The organism is Effusibacillus lacus (assembly GCF_002335525.1).
GTDB lineage: Bacteria > Bacillota > Bacilli > Tumebacillales > Effusibacillaceae > Effusibacillus > Effusibacillus lacus.
This window is the reverse complement of the sequence record NZ_BDUF01000008.1, coordinates 59,850-80,755: the sequence shown is the minus strand read 5'-3', so window position 1 is coordinate 80,755 and position 20,906 is coordinate 59,850. Positions and strand designations below refer to the sequence as shown.

General features: G+C 51.1%; 21 protein-coding genes. 20 read left to right on the top strand and 1 reads right to left on the bottom strand.

Annotation, left to right across the window (positions count from 1 at the left end):
• Positions 1 to 331: 331 nt before the first annotated feature.
• The 9 genes from EFBL_RS02170 to EFBL_RS02130 all read left to right on the top strand — a co-directional run bounded on the left by EFBL_RS02170 (position 332) and on the right by EFBL_RS02130 (position 10,021).
• Positions 332 to 1,231, top strand: a complete 900-nt coding sequence (locus tag EFBL_RS02170) for a cation diffusion facilitator family transporter (protein WP_096180498.1) — start codon at positions 332 to 334, stop codon at positions 1,229 to 1,231.
• Positions 1,232 to 1,303: 72 nt separating this feature from the next.
• Complete coding sequence (gene thiL / locus EFBL_RS02165) at positions 1,304 to 2,356, top strand: thiamine-phosphate kinase (protein WP_096180497.1); 1,053 nt, start codon at positions 1,304 to 1,306, stop codon at positions 2,354 to 2,356.
• Between the two features lie 11 nt (positions 2,357 to 2,367).
• Positions 2,368 to 2,835: a tRNA (adenosine(37)-N6)-threonylcarbamoyltransferase complex ATPase subunit type 1 TsaE gene (tsaE, locus tag EFBL_RS02160; protein WP_096180496.1), complete on the top strand. Its 468-nt coding sequence runs from the start codon at positions 2,368 to 2,370 to the stop codon at positions 2,833 to 2,835.
• Complete coding sequence (gene tsaB / locus EFBL_RS02155) at positions 2,823 to 3,584, top strand: tRNA (adenosine(37)-N6)-threonylcarbamoyltransferase complex dimerization subunit type 1 TsaB (RefSeq protein WP_096180495.1); 762 nt, start codon at positions 2,823 to 2,825, stop codon at positions 3,582 to 3,584. Before tsaE ends, tsaB begins: the two co-directional genes overlap by 13 nt.
• The gene (gene rimI / locus EFBL_RS02150; RefSeq protein WP_096180494.1) at positions 3,584 to 4,066 is read left to right on the top strand and encodes a ribosomal protein S18-alanine N-acetyltransferase; all 483 of its coding nucleotides are present in this window, start codon (positions 3,584 to 3,586) and stop codon (positions 4,064 to 4,066) included. The genes tsaB and rimI overlap by 1 nt, the downstream gene beginning before the upstream one ends.
• A gap of 48 nt (positions 4,067 to 4,114) precedes the next feature.
• Positions 4,115 to 5,170: a tRNA (adenosine(37)-N6)-threonylcarbamoyltransferase complex transferase subunit TsaD gene (tsaD, locus tag EFBL_RS02145; RefSeq protein WP_231705654.1), complete on the top strand. Its 1,056-nt coding sequence runs from the start codon at positions 4,115 to 4,117 to the stop codon at positions 5,168 to 5,170.
• A gap of 396 nt (positions 5,171 to 5,566) precedes the next feature.
• The gene (locus EFBL_RS02140) at positions 5,567 to 6,973 is read left to right on the top strand and encodes a PAS domain S-box protein (protein WP_096180492.1); all 1,407 of its coding nucleotides are present in this window, start codon (positions 5,567 to 5,569) and stop codon (positions 6,971 to 6,973) included.
• A gap of 380 nt (positions 6,974 to 7,353) precedes the next feature.
• Complete coding sequence (locus EFBL_RS02135) at positions 7,354 to 7,794, top strand: hypothetical protein (protein ID WP_096180491.1); 441 nt, start codon at positions 7,354 to 7,356, stop codon at positions 7,792 to 7,794.
• A 355-nt stretch (positions 7,795 to 8,149) separates the two neighbouring features.
• Complete coding sequence (locus tag EFBL_RS02130) at positions 8,150 to 10,021, top strand: hypothetical protein (RefSeq protein WP_096180490.1); 1,872 nt, start codon at positions 8,150 to 8,152, stop codon at positions 10,019 to 10,021.
• Here the strand turns inward: EFBL_RS02130 and abc-f are convergent.
• Complete coding sequence (gene abc-f / locus EFBL_RS02125) at positions 9,918 to 11,894, bottom strand: ribosomal protection-like ABC-F family protein (RefSeq protein WP_096180489.1); 1,977 nt, start codon at positions 11,892 to 11,894, stop codon at positions 9,918 to 9,920. The two genes, EFBL_RS02130 and abc-f, sit on opposite strands and share 104 nt — an antisense overlap.
• Before the next feature lie 213 nt (positions 11,895 to 12,107).
• On the opposite strand from abc-f, the gene EFBL_RS02120 reads away from it, so the two are divergent.
• The 11 genes from EFBL_RS02120 (at position 12,108) to groES (ending at position 20,876) form a co-directional block, all read left to right on the top strand.
• On the top strand, positions 12,108 to 12,710 hold the full coding sequence (locus EFBL_RS02120; RefSeq protein ID WP_096180488.1) for a 5-formyltetrahydrofolate cyclo-ligase: 603 nt from the start codon (positions 12,108 to 12,110) through the stop codon (positions 12,708 to 12,710).
• Positions 12,711 to 12,721: 11 nt separating this feature from the next.
• Complete coding sequence (locus EFBL_RS02115) at positions 12,722 to 13,435, top strand: SDR family oxidoreductase (protein ID WP_096180487.1); 714 nt, start codon at positions 12,722 to 12,724, stop codon at positions 13,433 to 13,435.
• 35 nt (positions 13,436 to 13,470) lie between these two features.
• Entirely contained in the window at positions 13,471 to 13,965 is a 495-nt protein-coding gene (locus EFBL_RS02110) for a hypothetical protein (protein WP_096180486.1), read from the top strand.
• An 11-nt stretch (positions 13,966 to 13,976) separates the two neighbouring features.
• On the top strand, positions 13,977 to 14,954 hold the full coding sequence (locus tag EFBL_RS02105; protein ID WP_096180485.1) for a molybdopterin-binding protein: 978 nt from the start codon (positions 13,977 to 13,979) through the stop codon (positions 14,952 to 14,954).
• On the top strand, positions 14,951 to 16,213 hold the full coding sequence (locus tag EFBL_RS02100; RefSeq protein ID WP_096180484.1) for a molybdopterin molybdotransferase MoeA: 1,263 nt from the start codon (positions 14,951 to 14,953) through the stop codon (positions 16,211 to 16,213). The genes EFBL_RS02105 and EFBL_RS02100 overlap by 4 nt, the downstream gene beginning before the upstream one ends.
• Positions 16,210 to 16,713 (top strand): molybdopterin-guanine dinucleotide biosynthesis protein B, encoded by a 504-nt coding sequence (mobB, locus tag EFBL_RS02095; RefSeq protein WP_096180483.1) that lies wholly within the window; start codon positions 16,210 to 16,212, stop codon positions 16,711 to 16,713. The genes EFBL_RS02100 and mobB overlap by 4 nt, the downstream gene beginning before the upstream one ends.
• A 12-nt stretch (positions 16,714 to 16,725) precedes the next feature.
• The gene (gene tatC, locus EFBL_RS02090; RefSeq protein ID WP_096180482.1) at positions 16,726 to 17,463 is read left to right on the top strand and encodes a twin-arginine translocase subunit TatC; all 738 of its coding nucleotides are present in this window, start codon (positions 16,726 to 16,728) and stop codon (positions 17,461 to 17,463) included.
• A gap of 34 nt (positions 17,464 to 17,497) precedes the next feature.
• On the top strand, positions 17,498 to 18,163 hold the full coding sequence (locus EFBL_RS02085) for an HAD family hydrolase (protein WP_096180481.1): 666 nt from the start codon (positions 17,498 to 17,500) through the stop codon (positions 18,161 to 18,163).
• Positions 18,164 to 18,470: 307 nt separating this feature from the next.
• A complete protein-coding gene (locus EFBL_RS02080) occupies positions 18,471 to 19,736 on the top strand; it encodes an MFS transporter (protein WP_096180480.1) in 1,266 nt (421 codons plus the stop codon).
• Positions 19,726 to 20,316, top strand: a complete 591-nt coding sequence (locus EFBL_RS02075; protein WP_096180479.1) for a DUF2087 domain-containing protein — start codon at positions 19,726 to 19,728, stop codon at positions 20,314 to 20,316. Before EFBL_RS02080 ends, EFBL_RS02075 begins: the two co-directional genes overlap by 11 nt.
• Positions 20,317 to 20,591: 275 nt before the next feature.
• Positions 20,592 to 20,876, top strand: a complete 285-nt coding sequence (groES, locus tag EFBL_RS02070) for a co-chaperone GroES (RefSeq protein WP_096180478.1) — start codon at positions 20,592 to 20,594, stop codon at positions 20,874 to 20,876.
• The last annotated feature ends 30 nt before the right edge of the window (positions 20,877 to 20,906 follow it).

The following is a 20,906-nucleotide window of genomic DNA, read 5'->3' as shown; positions in this document are numbered from 1 at the left end:
TTTTGATTGCCGCTTCCAGAATAGGGCTGATTTTCAGACTTATTCTGGGGATTCTCGGGGTGCACAAGCAAGAAATAGCATATAGGACTGAAAAGCAGTCCTATTTCAGGAAGTACCTTTGAATCGACAAAAACAAGCCTGGAATACAGTGCTATTTTTTCTTACCTTTGCAGATGCTTTGAAGATAGGTTCCAAACGGAAACGGGAGCAGACTGTCGTTTAAGACAACTACAGAGATTCCCCAAGTATTGAAGGGATTTTAGTTGCCGGAAACAATGTTTCTGTAGACCCACTCAAGTTTTGTTTTGTAACATGGTTATATTGACAACTCATGGGGGTTTACAGTTTGGAACGTTACGATCAAATCCGGATGGGCGAGAGGGGTGCCTGGGTCAGCATCACCGCCTATATTGCCTTGTCTGTTGTGAAAATTATCACTGGCGGCATTACCCAGTCACAGGCGTTGATAGCAGATGGCGCCAATAACATCACGGATATGTTTGCTTCCGTTGCTGTACTGATCGGCCTAAAATTGTCGCGGAAGCCGCCGGATGAAAATCACCCTTACGGGCATTTCCGGGCGGAAACGGTAGCCTCCCTGATTGCCTCTTTCATCATGCTGGCGGTTGGTATGCAGGTGGTGATCCAAGCGTTCCGTTCTGTCATGCAGGGGGTAACCGTCACGCCGGATATCACTGCCGGGTGGATATCCTTGGTCTGTGCGGCTGTGATGTTGGCCGTGTACAGTTTCAATTCAAAACTGGCCCGAAGAATTAACAGTCAAGCGGTTATGGCCGCTGCGAAAGATAATCTTTCCGATGCTTTGGTCAGTGTCGGAGCGGCTGTCGGCATTTTTGGCTCCCGATTGGGCCTGATGTGGCTGGATCCTTTGGCTGCCATCATTGTCGGGCTCCTGATCTGCAGAACGGGGTGGGGCATCTTCCGGGAGGCGTCTCACAACCTGACGGATGGGTTTGACAAAGACCAACTGGACAAGTTGCAGGATACAATTCAATCGATTCCCGGTGTGGATGAGGTGAAAGACATTAAAGCGAGAACCCATGGCAGCCATGTTCTCGTCGATGTGGTGATTCTTGTTGACCCTGATCTGAACGTAGTGGAAAGCCACGAAATCACGGAAGAAATCGAAGAATTAATGTGGAGAAAACACAAGATCCGGGATGTGCACGTCCATATTGAACCTGTGGAGAACATCAAATGCAGCAGTTGACGAACGACCCCTGTGGGGTCTTTTTTTTCGTACTCCCGCATAAGTTGCCCCAAGTTTTGCGGGAGGGGTATAATGGAAACGCTTAATGAATGTGGAGCGGGGGGACAACTTCGTATGCGCCTGCGCGATATTGGGGAGTTTGGATTAATAGACCTGTTGCGATCCAAATTAAATCCAGCCGATCATACAGTGGTTGTCGGGATCGGGGATGATGCGGCTGTATTGGCTTATAACGCCGGGGCGCATGTCTTGTTGACCACTGACATGCTGGTTGAAGGTGTGCATTTTCGCCAGGACATTATTGATTTTTGTTCCCTCGGCTGGAAGTCTGTCGCGGCTTCCTTGTCTGATATCGCCGCCATGGGAGGGACTCCCCGGCATGCGGTAGTGTCTTTGGCCATCCCGCCGGATGCCAAGGTTGACAGCCTGGAGCGGCTGTATGATGGGATGGCGCAGATTTGTGCGGAATTTGAAACCCATGTGATTGGCGGCGACATCGTAAAGACCTCGGGACCGCTCGTCATTTCCGTCAGTCTGACTGGGGAAGTGGCAAAGGGGAAAGCACTGCTTCGTTCGGGGGCAAGACCGGGGGATCTTGTGTTTGTAACAGGGCATATCGGAGGATCGGCTGCGGGACTTGCTTTTTTGGAAAACGATCAAAAAGCTCTCATACCGGCAGATGAACAACTGGAGCTGACCAACTATCACCAGCGGCCCATTCCCCAGATCACAGCGGGAAAGATTCTGGCGGCAAGCGAGGGGTGTACCTCCTGCAACGATATATCGGATGGGCTTGCCAGTGAGTTGAACGAGATTGCAAAAGCAAGCGGAGTCGGTATACATATTGAGGAACGGAGGCTGCCAATCGCCCCTTCCGTCCGCAATTTTGCCAGATTCAGCAGCCATTGTGCCACCAATTGGGCACTGTACGGCGGGGAAGATTATCAGCTTGTTGGCACTCTGGATCCCTTGCGGTATGAAGAGGTCGCAGACCAATGCCATTTGCAAGGCATTCCTTTGACATTGATTGGCCGGGTCACACAAGGGAGCAGTGTCTTGATGGAGACGGAAGACGGCTACGAGGTTCTGCTGCAAGCAAGGGGATACAATCATTTTGCCGAATAGGAGGGAGCCGGATGTTCCAGAGAATCACTCACTCACCGGATCAGACACAATCGATTGCAGAAAGGCTTGCGGCACTTCTGGAACCCGGCGATATCCTGACGTTGTCAGGAGATTTGGGAGCGGGGAAGACCACCTTTACTCAAGGGCTCGCCAAGGGGCTTGCTGTGGAAGACCCGGTCAATTCCCCGACCTTTACCCTGATCCGGGAGTATGAAGGGCGCATTCCGTTGTACCACATGGATGTCTATCGGCTCGGGGACAAGGCGGGCGCGGAAAATCTGGGAATTGACGAGTACCTTTACGGTGACGGCGTATGTGTCATCGAATGGGCGGAATATATTGCATCTCTGCTGCCGGAAGAGTATCTGGATATAGCAATCCGCAAGACCGGCGAATCGGAGCGGCAGATTCAAATATCAGGCAAAGGGAAGAGATATGCAGGATTGATCAAGGAGTTGGACCAGACATGCCCTATTTAGCAATTGACACGGCTACCCAGGCACTGACCGTTGCGGTTGGCGAACCTGACTTGCTGTTGGCGGAAGCTTCGGTGGTGGTCAAGAAGAACCATTCCAACCGGTTAATGCCGCTGATTGAGTCCTTGCTTGCAAGTCTTGATCTGCAACCTGACGAACTGAAAGGAATTGTAGTGGGGCATGGACCAGGCTCGTATACGGGTGTGCGAATTGGAGTTACAACGGGAAAAATGATGGCTTGGACCCTTAAGGTTCCCCTTGTCGGTGTGTCCAGTCTGAATGGGTTGGCACGTCACTTTGCAGCATTGGACGCTTTGGTCTGCCCTATGTTTGATGCACGAAGAAAACAGGTTTACTGTTCGTTGTACGACAGACAGCCGGGAGATGGACGATTCATCAAACTGGAACCGGATGCGTTAAGGAAACTGGAGCACCTTTTCCAGGTGGTGGAACAGCGTCTGACTCATCGGGAGATGGAAGGCAGACCGCGTCGGGTTCTGTTTGCCGGGGACGGTGCCGAGAATTACCGGGAGTTGATTCAGGACCGGTTTGGAGATGGAGCCATGTTTCCGGTCAGTTCTGATCAGAAACTGGTTCGGGCGGCCTATCTGCTTGAGGAGGGAATCGCCCGGATTGTAGCGGGGGAAACCGTTGAAGCAGAGACGTTTGTTCCGGAATACCTGCAATTGGTGGAAGCGGAAGCGAAACTGCTTGCCCGACAAGGCCAAGCTTGCGGTGAGGAAGGTGCCTGATGAGCGAAATTACCTATCGTCAGATGCATTTATCCGATATTGATCGAATTTTGGAGATTGAACGGCAGTCCTTTTCCGCACCTTGGTCAAGATCCGCATTTGAAGCGGAATTGACGAGGAATCATTTTGCCAAATACATCGTGGTGGAAGTGAACGGCTATGTGGTCGGACACGCGGGAATGTGGATTATTATTGACGAAGCCCATATTACCAACATTGCGATTGATCCTGCCTACAGGGGAAGGAAATTGGGCGAGCAACTGCTGGCCCGTTTGATGGCGATGGCTGTCTGGAACGGGGCCGAGCGGATGACTCTGGAGGTTCGGGTGTCGAACAAGGCGGCGCAAAGCCTGTATCAAAAAATGGGGTTCCAGAATCACGGAATCCGCAAAGCTTACTATTCGGACAACGGAGAAGACGCTTTGATTATGTGGGCGAATCTGGACCCCAAACAGAAAGAATCGGCGACAATGGAAGGATAAGATGCAATGGGCTGGTTGGATCGCGTCAGACATAAATTCCAAAACGACATGCTGCAAGGCAAAGAGTCCCTGATTCTGGGGATTGAGACAAGTTGTGACGAAACCTCAGCCGCAGTTTTACGGGGAGGCCGGGAGGTCCTTTCCAACATAATTTCTTCGCAGGTGGAGATTCATCGGCAATTTGGCGGAGTGGTTCCGGAAGTGGCTTCGAGGCGGCATGTGGAAAACGTTGCGGTTGTTGTAAACGAAGCACTGGCGAAAGCGGGGGTGGGACTGGGCGACCTGTCAGCTGTGGCAGTGACATACGGTCCGGGTCTTGTCGGTGCCCTGTTGGTCGGTGTGACGGCAGGAAAAGCAATCGCTTATGCCAAATCCATCCCCTTGATCGGTGTACACCATATTGCGGGTCACATCTATGCCAACTTTCTGGCGGGCGGGATGGAACCTCCGTTAGTTGCGCTTGTTGTGTCAGGCGGACATACGGAGCTTATTTTCATGCCGGAACACGGCAAATTTCAATTTCTGGGCCGCACCCGGGATGATGCCGCGGGTGAAGCATACGACAAGGTGGCCCGTTCCATGGGACTCTCCTATCCGGGAGGACCTTTGATTGACAAGCTGGCGGCGGAAGGAGATCCGGAGGCCATCGTGTTTCCCCGGGCCTGGTTGGAGGAGGGGTCGCTGGATTTCAGCTTTTCCGGTCTCAAGTCGGCAGTCCTAAACACCCTTCACAACGCGGAACAGCGTGGAAGGAAGTTGAATCCTTCAGATGTTGCGGCCGGTTTCCAGGCATCCGTTGTAGATGTGCTAGTGGAAAAAACCGTTCTTGCCGTGCAAAAAACAGGAGTCAACAATGTGGTGGTGGCTGGAGGTGTCGCGGCCAACAGGGGACTGCGGGCAAGGCTGCGGGAACGGGCTGCCGTGGAAGGGTTTTCCGTGATGTTCCCACCGATGTCTCTCTGCACCGACAATGCGGCCATGATTGCGGCAGCGGCTCACCCTCTTTATGCAAGGGGGCTGTTCCACAACCTCGATTTGAACGCTTACGCGAGTCTGCCTTTAACCAAATGGGAAGAAGGGCCTTTTGTCAGTCTGGAGAAGTAAACCATCATGGACTGTTATCTTATGGCAGATCTTCTGCTATAAGGAACAGGCCATTTTTTTACAGGCCAGTGGTTGATCGTGAGTTTTCCACATAATTATCCACAGCAAAGGGCGGTTATTCACAGCAAGTTGTGAATAACTCCCGGATGGGTTCCAGGAGTAAGTCGCCGGATGGGCTTGTTTATCACCAGATATTATGTGAATTGGCTGTGGAGAATGGGGATAATCCTTAAGGAATGAAATGCACTGCGGCTTTCATTGTGGATAAAGATGTGGATGATGTGGGTTGTTGACTGTCATTATACGGAAAAATCGTAACTGAAAAAAGAAGGAATTCTGGAATGATAAGCAGAACTGAAATTATAATTCAAAGAGGTTAGTGGGGGGTGGCAATTAATGACGATCAACTCAAATTTTTTGAGAGACCGGATTCTGGACTCGATTCCGGTAGGCATCGTCACCTACGACAGCCACGGGAACGTCACTTATGTCAATAAAACAGCACAAACAATTACCGGTTATGATATGCAAGAAATTCAATCATTCCAAAGCATGAATTACATACTTAACGGGGATAGGGAAATCTTCTGGAAGACGCTTCAATCAGGCCAGCCTTTTTTCGGTTTTGAAAGCTACTGTCCAACAAAATCGGGAAAGGACATCCCGGTTGTTACGTCCACTACCCCACTGCTTGATGAGAAGAGCCAACAGATGGGGATTGTCGCCACATTTATCGACAATTCCGAGATGAACCGGCTTCGAGCCGCGGAGGAGCATGCCACACTGATTCTCGATCACATATCGGACGGAGTGGTAACGCTCAACACGGAAGGGGTTATAACGGGTTTTAACAGAGGTGCGGAAGAGATAACGGGAATGTCCTTTGAAGATGTGAAGAACTGCAGGTTCGAAGAGGTGTTTTCCCTTGACCGGCCCATCCTGGACAAATTGCGGGAAACTCTTCGGACAGGCCGGGAGTTCAAAGACAATAAGGCAAAGATTGTAGACAAGGAAGGCCGTACAAGGTACATACTGGTTACGACGCGGGTTCTCCGCAACCGAAACGATACCGTGCTGGGAGTAATGTTGACGTACAAGGATATCACCATGCAGGAAATGCTGGAAGAACAGATTCGTCAGTCGGAGAAGCTGGCGGTCATTGGGGAACTGGCGGCGGGGACCGCGCATGAAATCCGAAACCCGCTGACTTCAGTCAAAGGGTTCATCCAGTTGCTGGACCGGAAATATGAGATGGATGCTCCGGAGAAAGAGTATTTCCGGATCATACTGTCGGAATTAAACAGGGTTAACGATATCATTCGAGAGTTTCTTCTGTTGTCCAAGCCGACTGACCCCAACTTGCGCGTGATTGACATCAACAGTGTGATGGAAGATATCCGAACATTAATGACGAGTGATGCGCTATTACATAATATTGACCTTGAGTTTCATTTTTCGGAAGACCCAGCCGAATGTGAGGTGGATGTGGAACAAATCAAGCAGGTGTTTATCAATTTGATCCGCAATGCATTTGAAGCGATTGGTCTCAACGGCAGACTCTCGATCACAACCCGGGTGCTGGAGAAAGAATGTGAAGTTCTGTTTGCCGACAATGGTCCCGGAATTTCGAATGAGGCAATTTCCCGCATTTTTGAACCTTTCTTTACGACCAAGGAGGAGGGGACGGGACTCGGATTGACCGTTTCCTACCGGATTATCCAAAATCATGGGGGAACCATATCGGTGGATTCGGAAGAAGGAAAGGGGACAACTTTCAAGGTGGTGCTCCCTTTGAAGAAATAGAAAAGGAGCGGCTGTCCCAACAGGAGATACATCTGCCTGAGGGGTACAGCCTTTTTTCACGGAAAAAAACAATAAATCGGTCCAGTGTACTATTGGCAAATAACAGATTCAGGATGAACCCCTTACGATTTTGAGGGGTTTTTTGTATTTCCACGGGGGTTTTAAGACTTAATGCCTGTTTTGGCCCGAAATGACAATAATCTAATAATTTCATTTTTAATTCGACAATATTCGACAAAACTTTGGCTTGCGTTTTGGTAATATTTTATTAAAAAATAAATACAATAAATATTAATTAAAGTAATGATAAAAGGAGTGTTGATTAAGAGGGGTTATTTGTTGTTACCATCCGAGCATATAACAGAAATGAGGTGCACATCATGGGAAGAATTGTTGAATTCAGCAATGGCGAGGTGTACAAGCAATTTCCCAATAAGCAATGGGGTCTCCACACAGTCCGCTATACGGACAGTCCTAGAACAAGTTATTCCCGACCCTCCGGCCAACGTGTTGAGATTGCTGGCGAAGTTTACAGAGTGGACAGAAACACCGGGTCTGTCGATGTAAACGAATTGAACAAAGCAGTTGAGCGAAGAAAAATTGAGTATATGAATGCACAGGCACGCGGTGACTATACAGCCATGGAACGTGCCCACCGCGAAGCAAACGAACTTCGGAAAGCCGGAGCCACACTGGGTGCCAACGAAGATACGGCTACAACCAAAGTCATGAAGAAATCCTATGAAGGCATTAAAGTTGAAATCAGCAGGCGTTCGGTTGAAGATTTGAACAAGAGGAATGGGTGGCACCATTTCTGCTGAAACATCCCTGGTTGACGCTATAAAACAAATTGGCAAAGAAAAGGCTGCAGCAGTAATTCAAAACGTTAAAGACTTTTCAGAGGGTTACACCTACTCAACAGGGAAGGGTTTTCAGATCGTTAGCAGGCGGTCAGGTAGGTTGTTCCGAGTATGAATTGGATGAATTAGTACGTGTGAATCCGTTATCCTGAAAAAAGGCTCGAAGTTATATGAGATAAGTACATGACAATCCGCTATTTTGAGTGGGTGATGAGGAATCCCTTCCCTGTGTTTCCCTCGCTCTGCCATCAGTTGATCCCTGTGTGTAATATGGGAAAAAATGGACACGCTATAGGAAAATCCAAGAGGTGGGCAAGTGTCGGACAAACATAGAACTTGGGCCTGCATGGGATTCGTGCTGGTATCCCTGTTCATTATTAAATGGGCTGCATTCGGGTCAGAGGTCGCAGCATTCGAAGCAGTTGAGGTAAAAGCAATTGAAGCGGCAGAATCCCGGGCAGAAACCCCCGGGAATCCCCATCGAAAAGTGATAGTCCTATTGGTCGACTCGCTGAAAGAAGCGAATCTTCATGCATGGCCCTTTCCCAATTTGAAAAAATGGACGGAGTTTGGCGGAGTTGGCCTTATGAATGCCAACCAACCGGTGGATTGGAGTTCCATAAATTCTGATAACCTACAGGTGTGGCATGGAGATTCCAGCCAGTCGGGTGCAGTGGTCCTGGACCGGACAGCGACGGAGCTGTTAGACAGGGCTGATGAGTCGACCCTGGTGATCCTGATGTCCCCAAGTCCGGATCCAAGCTTTCGGAAGAGAGAATTACTGCCGGTGCTGATGGCAGGAGGGCCGATCCAGCCGCACAGCCTGCTGACCTCCGCCTCCACACGACGAACCGGAATTGTCACCAGCCAGGATGTGGCAGCCACTGTCCATAAGTGGCTGCAGATGGAAATGTCTCTTGAGCAACCCGGTCATATGATTACAGGGGTGCGATCAGAGAAAGATCCTTGGGATGCCCTGCACAGGTTGGCAAGCAGCACAAAAATCAAGTATATGGCAAAACCCTATTTTTATATTGTGTTTGGGCTGATGGGTCTGTTTTTCTTCTTGCTGATGGCAGGGGTACTCTATGCCCCGGGGTTGGGAGAACCGGGTTCCGTGACCAGGATCAACCTGAGAAATTGGGCGTTGTGGGGTGGGACGGCTGTATTGACCACACCATTTGTGACCTTGCTCCTGCCGTACGCGGAAGTATCCGAGCAATGGGGATGGCTGTCCAAAGACCTGGGGGGAGCCACAGTTTTGGCGGCAGTTCTGGCCGCCTGTACGACAGGGTTGATGAGGATCCGAAATTTGCTGGTGCGTCTTTCCGTAATCGGGTTTGTGACTGCGGGACTCGTAGCGGTTGACGTGATTTATGGGGGAACGCTTGCCAGCGGCTCCATCCTGTCCTATGACTCTATCAGGGGGGCTCGTTATTACGGGGTGGGAAATGAGTATATGGCAATCTTCATCTCATCCCTTCTGATTGGTACCGGTTGCGTCCTCAGTTTGCGTCCCGATTGGCGGATCTTCATCAAATGGGGGTTTGCGGCGGCTGGGATGGGCATGATTGTTTTTCTGGCTGCTCCCGGCTTGGGAGCCAACGCAGGAGGGACAATTGCGGCGGCCGTTTCGGTGGCTGTATCCCTGCACCACCTTTTCGGATGGCCGAAGCGGGTCGGGGGGATGGCGGGGGTTGCCATTGTTGCCGGTGCCGTCCTGCTCCTGCTGGTTTCCCATCATTCAACTGACCGCCTGACACATGTATCACAAGCCGTCATGCTTGCCATGGACGGACACTTCCGGCAAATCGGGCAGCTCATTGAAAGAAAACTGGCAATGAATCTGGAACTCATCACGTTGACTCTTGCAGGCCCTGTTTTCTTAGGAGTCATGTTGTATGCGGCTGTTGCCGTATTTCGGCCTCTGTCCTGGATAAAGCGGTTCTGGGACCGATGGGGCAATCTGCAGCCGTTTGTGACGGGGGGGATGGCAGGTGCCCTGGCCGGTTTTTGGTTCAATGATTCAGGTGTGGTGGTGGCCGTCTTGATGATGCTCCCGCTGGTGTATACGGTATGCATGATCAGGCTTGCTGAAGCGTTTCCCACTCCTCATACAACCGTGCCAGAAGCTCTTTCGCCTCTTGATACGCCTGATTGGTATCACGGGCCCGATCCGGGTCGTTGAAGATCTCCGGCAGGCACAACTGCTCTTCCAATGATGCGATGGATGTCTCGGTTTGTTCGATTTGCCGTTCGATATCGGCGATGCGTTCCAGCCGTTTTTTCTCTTCCCTTTGCCGCTGCCGTTCAATCTGTCTCTGCCGCTCCCTTTCTTCTTTGGTGGCGGCGTTTGCTTCCGCTTTGTCTGCACTTGCTTTGTCCGATGAAAGGGGACGGTTCGCCACTGGTTCGGGAAGCAGGCCGGATTCCCGCATGGCGGCAAGTTCCATTTTTTTCTCCAGATACTCGTCGTAGTTGCCCAGGTAGGATGTGAGGCCCTGTTCGGTCAACTCGATTACTCTTGTTGCAATCCGGTTTATGAAGTAGCGGTCGTGAGAAATGAACAGGAGGGTTCCCGGATAATCGTCAAGCGCCACTTCCAGCATCTCTTTGGACAGCAGGTCCAGGTGGTTGGTTGGCTCGTCGAGCAGCATGAAATTGGCCTGAAGCAGCATCAATTTGGCCAGAGCGACCCGGCTGCGCTCCCCGCCGGACAGTGTGGACACCTGTTTCATGACATCGTCGCCGGAGAACAGAAAATTGCCGAGTACGGTTCTGACTCTGGTGAGTTCCAATCGGGGAAACGCATCCCATACTTCGTTCAGTACCGTTTTGTTTGGTGTCAGGTCTTCCTGTTCCTGGGTGTAATACCCAAGCTTCACGTGGGCACCCAGGCGGATGCTGCCGGAACTGGGTTCCAGACGTCCTGCTATCGCTTTGATCAGGGACGATTTGCCAATGCCGTTGGGGCCGATCAATGCAACCCGCTCGCCCCGCGTGATCGAGAGATTCAGACGGTCAAAGAGCGTTTTGGTTCCATAGGACAGAGACAGATTCTCCACAGTCAGCACGTCGTGACCGCTTTGCCGTTCCACAGTAAACGAGAAATGGGCCTGATCCTGAGAGGTGACCGGCTTGTCCAACCGTTCCATTTTCTCCAGCATCTTGCGCCTGCTTTGAGCCCGTTTGGTTGTGGTGGCCCGTGCAATATTGCGCTGGACAAAGTCCTGCATGCGGGCAATTTCCGCCTGCTGCTGTTCATACCGCTTAACCTGAATCTCAAGTTCAGCCTGCTTCTGCTCAAGGAATGCGGAATAATTGCCCGTGTACCGGCGGGTGGTTCCGCGATCCAATTCAAAAATCACGTTCACCAATGCATCGAGAAAATACCGGTCATGGGAAACCAGCAGGAGAGATCCTGGGTACCCCTTAAGATAGCTCTCCAACCAGGTAACGGTGGGTAGATCCAGGTAGTTTGTCGGTTCGTCTAGGATCAAAAGCGTAGGTTGAATCAGCAGGAGTTTGCCCAGGGCCAGGCGGGTCTTTTGGCCACCGGACAGGGATTCAACCGGCAGCTCCCACATGTCTTCCGGAAAATCAAGCCCGCTCAGAATGGAGCGAACCTTGGCATCCACCGCATACCCTTGTCTGTCAGCAAACTCTTGGGTAAGAACGGTATATTGATCCGTCAGTGTCTGATAGAGGGACTCGTTGCCGTAGACGGACGGGTCGCTCATCCGGGCTTCCAGATCACGAATGCGGGCTTCCAACCCGAACAGATCCGCAAACACACTGCGGATCTCTTTGTAAACTGTTTTGTCCGACCGGATGCCCGTTTGTTGGGAGAGGTATCCGATGGTTACGTTTTTGCCGATATGAACTTCGCCGCTGTCTGCGGGAATGTCACCGGTAATGATTTTGAGCAGCGTGGATTTGCCGGCGCCGTTTACTCCTGCAAGCCCGACCCGTTCACCTTCGTGGACCGCCAAAGTGGCGCCGTTCAGAATCACGTCGGTGCCATAGGATTTGACTATTTGACTGGCCGATAGAACGATCATGGCTGCAAGGCTCCCCTTCCGCACAAACTCATATGGTTTTAAGTGTACCGCACGGTTCCCTCACAGACAACACACTGTGTCTGGGATATATTGTGAGGTAACAGTATAATTGCTCTTTCTTTATAGGGTGTTTTCATTTTTTGTCACACCGTTATGGGCATCCTTATGGTAGTTTATAGGGGTAGGATGTATCCAGCCGGTCGGAGGGACTCCATGGACAAAAGCTTGATTCGACAAAGGATTCTCGAACGGAGAAGTGCGATGTCGGGGGGTGTCAGAGCCGCCAAACAGGCATCCATTTTTCGCAATTTGATGACCATTCCCCAATTGCAAACAGCGCTGACTGTTTTTTTATATTTGGATTTTCGCGGGGAAGTGGAGACGGATGAGATCTTTCGCTGGGGCTGGCAGACGGGAAAACGCATGGCGGTTCCGGTCACGGTAATCCAGGAAAGGAAACTGATCCCGGTGGAACTCCATTCCTTTGAGGATCTGGAGATTGGCGCCTATGGCATTCGGGAGCCCCGAATTCAGCATTCCGGGTCTCTTGTGGAAGGACTAATGGAACATGCAGTACCGGTTTCTTCAATCGATGTGGTGCTCGTGCCGGGAGTGGCATTTGATTTGCAGGGAGGGCGTCTTGGGTATGGGGGTGGTTATTATGACCGGTTTCTTCCCATGCTACGTTCAGATGCGGTAAAAATAGGGTTGGCATTTGACCTTCAACTGGTGGATCGATTGCCTGTCGAAGAGCATGACATTCACCTGGATTATGTGGTAACAGAAAGCTCAGTCATTCATTGCAGCAGTACATAGGAGGGAACTGCATGAAAGAGAAAGTGATTGTGATTACTGGAGCGAGTCGCGGTATCGGTGAAGACATCGCGCTGGCATTTGCCGGGCAGCATGCCAAGCTTGTGCTGGTGGCCAGGAATCCCGAGGACCTGGAACGGGTTCGCGGGAGAGCCATGGAAGCGGGGGCCGGGGACGTTCTGACCGTAACAACCGATGTTTCAAAAGAAGACGAAGTGGAAGTTATGGTGGAAGTCACGTTGTCACGCTTCGGCCGGATCGATATCCTGGTCAACAATGCCGGAATCGGTTATTTTAAGCCGGTTCAGGAAACGTCCTTGGAAGAATGGCAGTCGATGTTTGACATCAACGTAACGGGGCTGTTCCTTTGTACCCGAGGGGTGCTGCCGGCAATGCTGGAACAGGGAGCCGGTCACATCATCAATATTTCTTCCGATGTAGGACGCCGTACCTTCGCCGGCGGGGCCGCTTATGTGGCCACCAAGCACGCGGTTCAGGGATTTGCGGACTGTCTCCGTAAGGAAGTACAGGCAAAGGGAGTCAAAGTGACCAATATTCTGCCGGGGATGACCGATACCTATTTTGCCGAGAGCGAGCAGGGTGCCGAACACAAGAAGGAGTGGCTCAAGGCGGACGATATTGCAAGGGCAGTGCTTTTTGCCGCGTCTCAACCGGAAGGCGTATTGGTGGATGACATCACGATCCACCCAATGATACAGGAATATTGAGCCCTGGTAAAAAAAGAAAGAAAGAGGTAACTGGTATGGAGAGAGAGCAATACCTGATAGGGCTGGGGTATGGGGGAACGCTTAAAGCCATGGCCCGGTTTGAGTGGGAGTTCCGCTGCACACTGGGACTGCGGGATCGGAAAGACGCAGCAGGCCGGGATGTGTTCATCCGGGAGTTTGTGGAAACCGTCTCACCGGAAGTACCCGTCGTGCTGGTGCTTGACGACTACAGCAATCCGCTTTTTCGGACGTTTATGGAAACGGGAAAACAGGCAATCACAAAGGATTCCGATCTGTATGTTTTTGTCGTGATAGAGGATCAGACTCAGGAGCCCCATGTCCAATACTTCCTGAATATTGAACAGGATCCCGTTGATGAGACATTAATGCCAAACCAGATGCTGTTGGATGCTGAGGGGGTTCCCGATTTCCTGCTTCTGTTTATGCAGGATCGGTTGAACGTGCGCTTTTACCGCAGGGAAGACGAAGTAATGCTGGAGTTCCGCATGGAGGAACTTCCGGTTCTGTAGGGGGAGAGTCAATGAGAGAGATTCATGTCCGCGATGCGGTGGGACTCCGGTTAGCCCATGATTTGACCCGGATTGTACCTGGAGAATTCAAGGGCCGGATTTTTCGGAAAGGGCATTTGATCCGGGAAGAGGACATCCCAACTCTGCTCGACATTGGCAAGGAGCACATTTATGTGCTGGAACTGCAACCGGGCCAGCTGCATGAAGAAGATGCAGCCATTCGCTTGGCTGGAGCCGTAATGGGAAGCCATCTGACAGCAACCGAACCTTCCGAGGGCAAGGTCGTACTGAAATCCGAAATCAAGGGATTGTTGAAAATAGACAAAGAAGCTTTGCTGATGCTGAATTCGATCGGAGACCTATTGGTGGTGACCAAAAAATCGGACAGCGTTGTCCAGCCAGGCGATGCGGTTGCGGCCATGAAGGCGGTTCCCTTGATTATTTCCGAGCAGAAGGTTGTTCAGGCGGAAACCATCGCCAGAATGTCGGCACCCGTGATAAGCGTTCTGCCCTTTCGCACGATGAAGGTTGGAATCGTAACCACCGGTAGCGAGGTGGCGAGCGGTCGAATTGAAGACAAATTCGGACCCAGAGTTCGGGAGAAACTGTCCCTCTATCAAGCCGACGTCCTTGGTCATAAGATTGTCGGCGACAAGAAAGAAGACATTCAAGCAGCCATTCGGGAGTTTCTGGATCAAGGCGCGGAGGTTGTGCTTTGTACAGGCGGCATGTCGGTAGATCCGGACGACCGGACACCGGGTGCCATCCGTGAACTGGCCACCGAAGTGGTTGCTTACGGTATGCCAATATTCCCCGGTTCGATGATGATGCTTGCGTATATCGGCGGGGTGCCTGTCTTTGGATTGCCGGGAGCTGTCATTTATGAAGAAGTGACGGCGTTTGACTTGTTCTTGCCGCGAATCCTCGCGGGAGATAAAGTATCGGGCCAAGAAATTGCCGAATTGGCCCACGGAGGTCTTCTCAAATGATGCGGGTGGGGCTGACTGTGGAAGAAGCGATCCGGGAAGTGCTGGCTCATGTCAAGCCGGTTTCCACGATCGAAATGCCTATGAAAGATGCGTTCGGATATACATTGGCGGAGGATGTGACGGCCAACGCTCCCGTTCCTTCTTTTGACCGTTCGATGATGGACGGTTTCGCCATCCGAACGGCTGATGTGCAAACGGCCACCCCGGAAACGCCGGTCCGGCTGCAGGTTCGGGGCCGGATTGGGGCGGGACAGGCAACGGATCATGTGCTGCAACCGGGGGAAGCTATCCGGATCATGACCGGGGCTCCCATTCCCAGAGGAGCGGATGGTGTGGCCCGGTTTGAAATTACGGATGCCCAGAACCACCCGGAAGCGGAAGAGGTAGGGATTCTGCTCCCCGTCCGTGAGGGAGAGTCGATTTCACTAACCGGCGAAGACATCGCTGTTGGAGCCAAAGTGCTGAAAAAAGGGACCGTCATTGGGGCGGTGGAAATGGCTCTTCTTGCAACAGTCGGAGTGGCCAAAGTTACGGTGTATCGAAAGCCCATTATCGGGGTGTTGTCCAGCGGCAGGGAACTGGTGGGTGTTGAACAGCCCCTGTCTTACGGGAAAATCTATAACAGCAACACTTATATGCTGTCAGGTCTGATCTCCGCTTGGGGCGGTGTCCCCTATTTGCTGGATCAGGTAGACGATGAAGTGGATGATGTAGTGGAAGCCATACGGAATGCGATGCCGGTCGTGGATGCGCTGGTGACGACGGGCGGTGTTTCCATCGGGGATTTTGACGTGATGCGTGCCGCCTATCATCTTTCTGGAGGATGGGTAAACTTCTGGAAGGTCAACATGCGTCCGGGTACTCCCTTCACTTTCGCCGTTGTCCAGGAGAAACCGGTGTTGGGTCTCTCAGGGAATCCGGCAGCGGGATTTGTCAATGCCATGCTGTTTGTGCAACCGGCGATCCGGGCGATGGCAGGGGTGGCTCAACCTGAAACCAGACCGCTCCAGGTCGTGTTGGCGGAAGATCCGGAGCTGAAAGTCATCGGCATGGACCGGTTTCTGCGGGCAACCGTCAGGATTGATCAGGGACAGGCCAGGGCTTATCCGCTTCCTGCCGGACAAAGTGCCGGAATCATCTCCACTCTTTCCGGCATTCAGGCGTTTATACGAATCCCTGCAAAGGCCGAGGTCAAGCCGGGAGACCTGGTGGAGGCATATATGCTGGATCTTCCCGTCGCCGGAGAGATTGTCCCATGAGTGTCAAAGCGTTTGCCGTAGTGGGGTATAAGAAGACGGGCAAAACCACACTGGTTTGCAGATTGGTGGCCGAGCTCAAGAACCGCGGATACAAAGTCGGAACCCTGAAGCATGACGCCCATGACTTCAGGATGGATTTCGAAGGCTCCGATACCTATAAGCACCGGCAGGCGGGGGCTGATGTGGTAGCCATTGCCAGTTCCGGAAAATGGACGGTTCAGGCTTGGCCGGAAGAGCCTCCGACCTTGGAGGAGATGCTTTCCCGCTTCGAAGGTGTCGATCTTGTCCTGGTGGAAGGATTCAAACAAGGGAACCTGCCAAAGATTGTGATTGCCGATGAACAGGGGGCCATTTTTCAAAACGAGCGGTTGGACAATGTAGTCGCCGTCGCAATGAAGGGAAGCGGGGACTTGGTTGCTCCTCCCGGCATCCCCGTGTATCATAGAGATGACATCGGCTTATTCGTCGAACTCATACTTACAACGTTGGCTCTCAAGTAGGAGGAGCGGGCAATGGATCAGGAACAGAACCTTGTGGAACATCTGGCGGAATTAAGAAAACGGCTGATTATCACGCTGGTTGCCTTTGTCGTTTTTCTCGTCTTGTCTTTTGCGTTTGTCGAGAACATCTTTGAATTCCTGAAGCAGGGGATGCCGCAGGGAACCAAAATGGTGGTATTGGGTCCGTCCGAGGTTCTGCGTGTTTATATGATTGTGGCGGGTGTAACCGCCATTGGCATGACGATTCCCGTGTTGCTGTATCAAGCCTGGAAATTCGTGGCTCCCGGTCTGACGGAAACGGAGAAGAAAGTCACTGCCAGCTTCATTCCAATCATTTCGCTGGTTTTCTTTGCGGGTATCGCGTTTGGATACTATGCCATTTTTCCGACCATCTACGAATTTTTTGTCAATTTGGGCAACACTCAATTTGAGATGATGCAGACGGCGGGCAATTATTTTTCCTTCATGGCAAATATTGTGGTGCCCTTTGGGTTTATCTTTGAACTGCCGATTGTGGTGTTGTTCCTTACAAGGTTGGGGATTCTGACACCCCAATTTTTGACCAAGAACCGGAAATACGCGTACTTCCTGCTGGTGGTAATCGGCGTCATCCTGTCTCCGCCGGAACCGGTTTCCGATATTATTACCACTCTGCCCATGATTTTGCTTTACGAGATAGGTGTTACCCTGTCCCGAATCGCTTATAAGAAACGCATGAAGCAGCTAAAAGCAAGCGGGTTGGCCGATTGATCATGTGAGATGAAAAGACCGGAGGAGTCATGGATTGATTAAGGCGATTGTGTTTGATTTTGACGGTTTGATCTTTGATACGGAAACACATGAGTACAAGGTATTGCAGGAGATTTTTGAAGATCACGGGGCGGAACTGCCGCTCGAAATATGGGGGAAATGCGTCGGCACCCGTGCCAATTTTTTCGATGCCTTTCAGTATCTTGAGGAGTGTATCGGGAAGCCTGTGGACAGGGAAGTTTTGGGCAAGCTTCGGCGGGAGAAGTTTGAGGTGCGAATTGCCAACGAGCGGGCGTTGCCCGGGGTGGAGAATTATCTGGCGGCAGCAAAACATTTGGGATTAAAGGTGGGCCTTGCTTCCAGTTCCGGACGGGCTTGGGTAGAGCGGTGGCTGGCTTATTTGAACCTGCTGCATCATTTTGAATGTGTAAGAACGGCTGATGACGTGGAGCATGTGAAACCGGACCCGACGCTGTACTTGAAGGCAGTCGAGTGCTTGGGCGTGGAGCCGAACGAAGCGATTGCTTTTGAGGACTCCCCTAACGGGGCTTTGGCTGCCAAGCGTGCTGGGCTGCACACGGTTGTGGTGCCGAATTACGTGACCCGGGATCTGATATTCGGTGAACATGACCTGCGGTTGGATTCCTTGGCAGAGATGGAATTGGAGCAATTGATCGAGAGAGTTGTACAGAAGGGGTAGTTTGGATTTTGGGCTCACGATGGAGTCGTGGCTTGGATAAATAAGCGCCTTTTGGGGCTTTGTTTCAGAAAAACCTTAGAATACGTTTTCGAAATAGCGGTGTTTTTCACCGCTATTTTTCAATATGGGGCAGCCTCTTTGCCCAGATATCGTTAAAGAACTCAGATTGTGTCGGCTCCAGTTTGTCCGAAAAGAGGGTTTTGTTCGGGAGTTGACGGCAGAACCTAATTTAATTACCATCTAATTAGATGATCGTCAAATTGCTTTGTCGGGACTCATGACTTGATACTGAAAGAAGGTGACTTGCATGGTTAGACAATGGAATTTCGCGGGAGAGCGGCAACTGCTTCAAGGCAACATGCAGTTTCGCCGGTTGTTTTATGCCGCTTTGATTAGCGGTATGGGGGACTGGATTAACAGTGTTGCCGTATTGGTTCTGGTTCTGGAGTTGACCCACTCCCCGACTGCGGTCGGTATCACATTGGCCATGCGGGTTCTGCCCCATTTGTTTATGGGTCCATTGGGAGGAGTGTGGACTGACAGGATCCGGCGGACCTGGATGATGATCGGAAGCGATTTGATGCGATTTGTGATTGCTTTGGGATTTCTGTTGATCCAAGACGTTTCCCAAATGTGGGGAGTTTATGCCCTGACAGCTTTTCTGGTGGTGTTTTCGGCATTGTTTGTGCCAGCTCGCACTGCATATGTAACAAGCATAGTAAGAACAGAAGAGATCGGACGGGCAAACGCTCTGCTGGAAGTGACCAACGGATTGGTCATGGTGATGGGATTTGCTCTCGGGGGACTGATTGTTGCCAATCTGGGAGTGTCTGCTGCTTTTGTGCTGAATGCCCTTTCGTTTCTTGCATCCGCCTGTTTTTTGCTGAAGCCTGCCATACAGGAGCCGCCAAGTGTTCAAATGAACGTAACAGTACCAACTTTTCGGGAAGATTTTCTCTTAGGTCTTGAATCGATGCGGTCAAACAAAATTGTACTTACGCTTCTGCTGCTGATGCTGGGGTGGGCAGTCGGTGGCGGAGCCTTCAATGTCTTACTTTCCGTTATGGCAACCGACGTTTACCAAAGTGACAGTTTTGGCTTGGGAATGCTGTATGCCTCCATTGGAGGCGGCACTGTAGCGGGGAGTATACTGATTGCGAAACATTCAGATCTGAGTCTGCGGAAAATAAAGGTGCTGGCTGGTTGTTCTTTTGTGGCCGATTCTTTGCTGCATATCCTGTTTGCCAATACTGATTCCTTTCTCTGGGGGTGTCTTACACTGCTTGGGGTTGGAATGGCGGGAGCCTTGGGGAATACCGCGATCGTCACGCTGATTGCCAAGACTACCCCGGAAGACTTGCAAGGAAGGGTTTTCTCAATCACCAATTCACTGAGTTCCTCGGTGCTGGCTTTATCCATGGTGGCAGCCGGCCTGTTGGTCCCGGTCATCGGCCCGCGTTTGTCGGGAACGCTCGGTGGCGGTCTCATTTTTCTGTTTTCTTTGTCGTATTCAGCTCTTATCCTGGCAGAAAGTCGTAAGGATGTAATCAGGAGGGATACTCATGCAGCTTGACAGACTGGTGAATTTTCATAAAGTGTTGGCCGATCCCACAAGGATCCGGATTTTGGTTCTGTTGGCCAATGGACCGCTTCACGGGCAAGCTCTGGCAGGAAAGCTCGGGGTTTCACCACCAACCATTACCCATCATATGACCAGGTTGCGGGAAGCAGGGCTGGTGAAAGAAAGGCGTGACAAGAATACGATCTACTTTCACCTGGAAGAAATGACGCTCAGGAGAAACGCAGGCGCGATTTTGGACGTTGTTTTCCGACACGAACCGGGAGGTCCGACAGAGATGGAGCTGAAACATCACAAAGAACGGAGCGAAGTCGTCAGGAATTTCTTCACGCCTGACGGCAAATTAAAGCAGATTCCCGCCCAGAGAAAAAAGAGACTGATGGTCTTAGAACATCTGGTGCGTGGGTTGGAACGGAACCGCAAATATACCGAACAGGAAATCAATGATTACATTAAGCAGTTCCACGGGGATTACGCCACCATTCGACGCGAATTCATCATCAATCATTACATGTACCGGGACAATGGAATCTATGAGTTGAATCCGCCGGAAATGTGGGCAAAAATTGAATAGAGGAGTATTTTTCCAGTTTGAAAGGACACAATAGAACGTGGTTGTGAAACGGAGCACAAATTAAGAGACAGCAGAAACAAGGAGATGAATGGTCGGGGTATTCTGTACACACAGACGGATTTACGAAAAATTAATCCAAAAAAGTTTAAAATTTTCCTTGTAAGGTCTTGCAAAGACAATATGAAATGAATATCATAAGAATTGTCGTTAGCACTCGGCCGAGGTGAGTGCTAACAAAGATCGACAAAAAATATCCTTTGTAGGAGGGGTAGTCCATGATCAAACCACTCGGTGACCGTGTGGTAATCAAAGTTGTCGAACGCGAAGAGAAAACTGCAAGCGGTATCGTACTTCCGGACACCGCGAAAGAAAAGCCGCAGGAAGGCGAAGTTGTGGCTGTAGGTCCGGGCCGTTACGAAGACGGCAAACGCGTCGAACTGGATGTGAAGGTCGGCGACCGCGTAATCTACTCGAAGTATGCAGGTACCGAAGTCAAGTATGACAATGTGGAATACCTGATTCTTCGCGAAAGCGACATTCTCGCCGTAATCGAGAAGTAATTGAATCGATAGAAACCTACATAAAAGGAG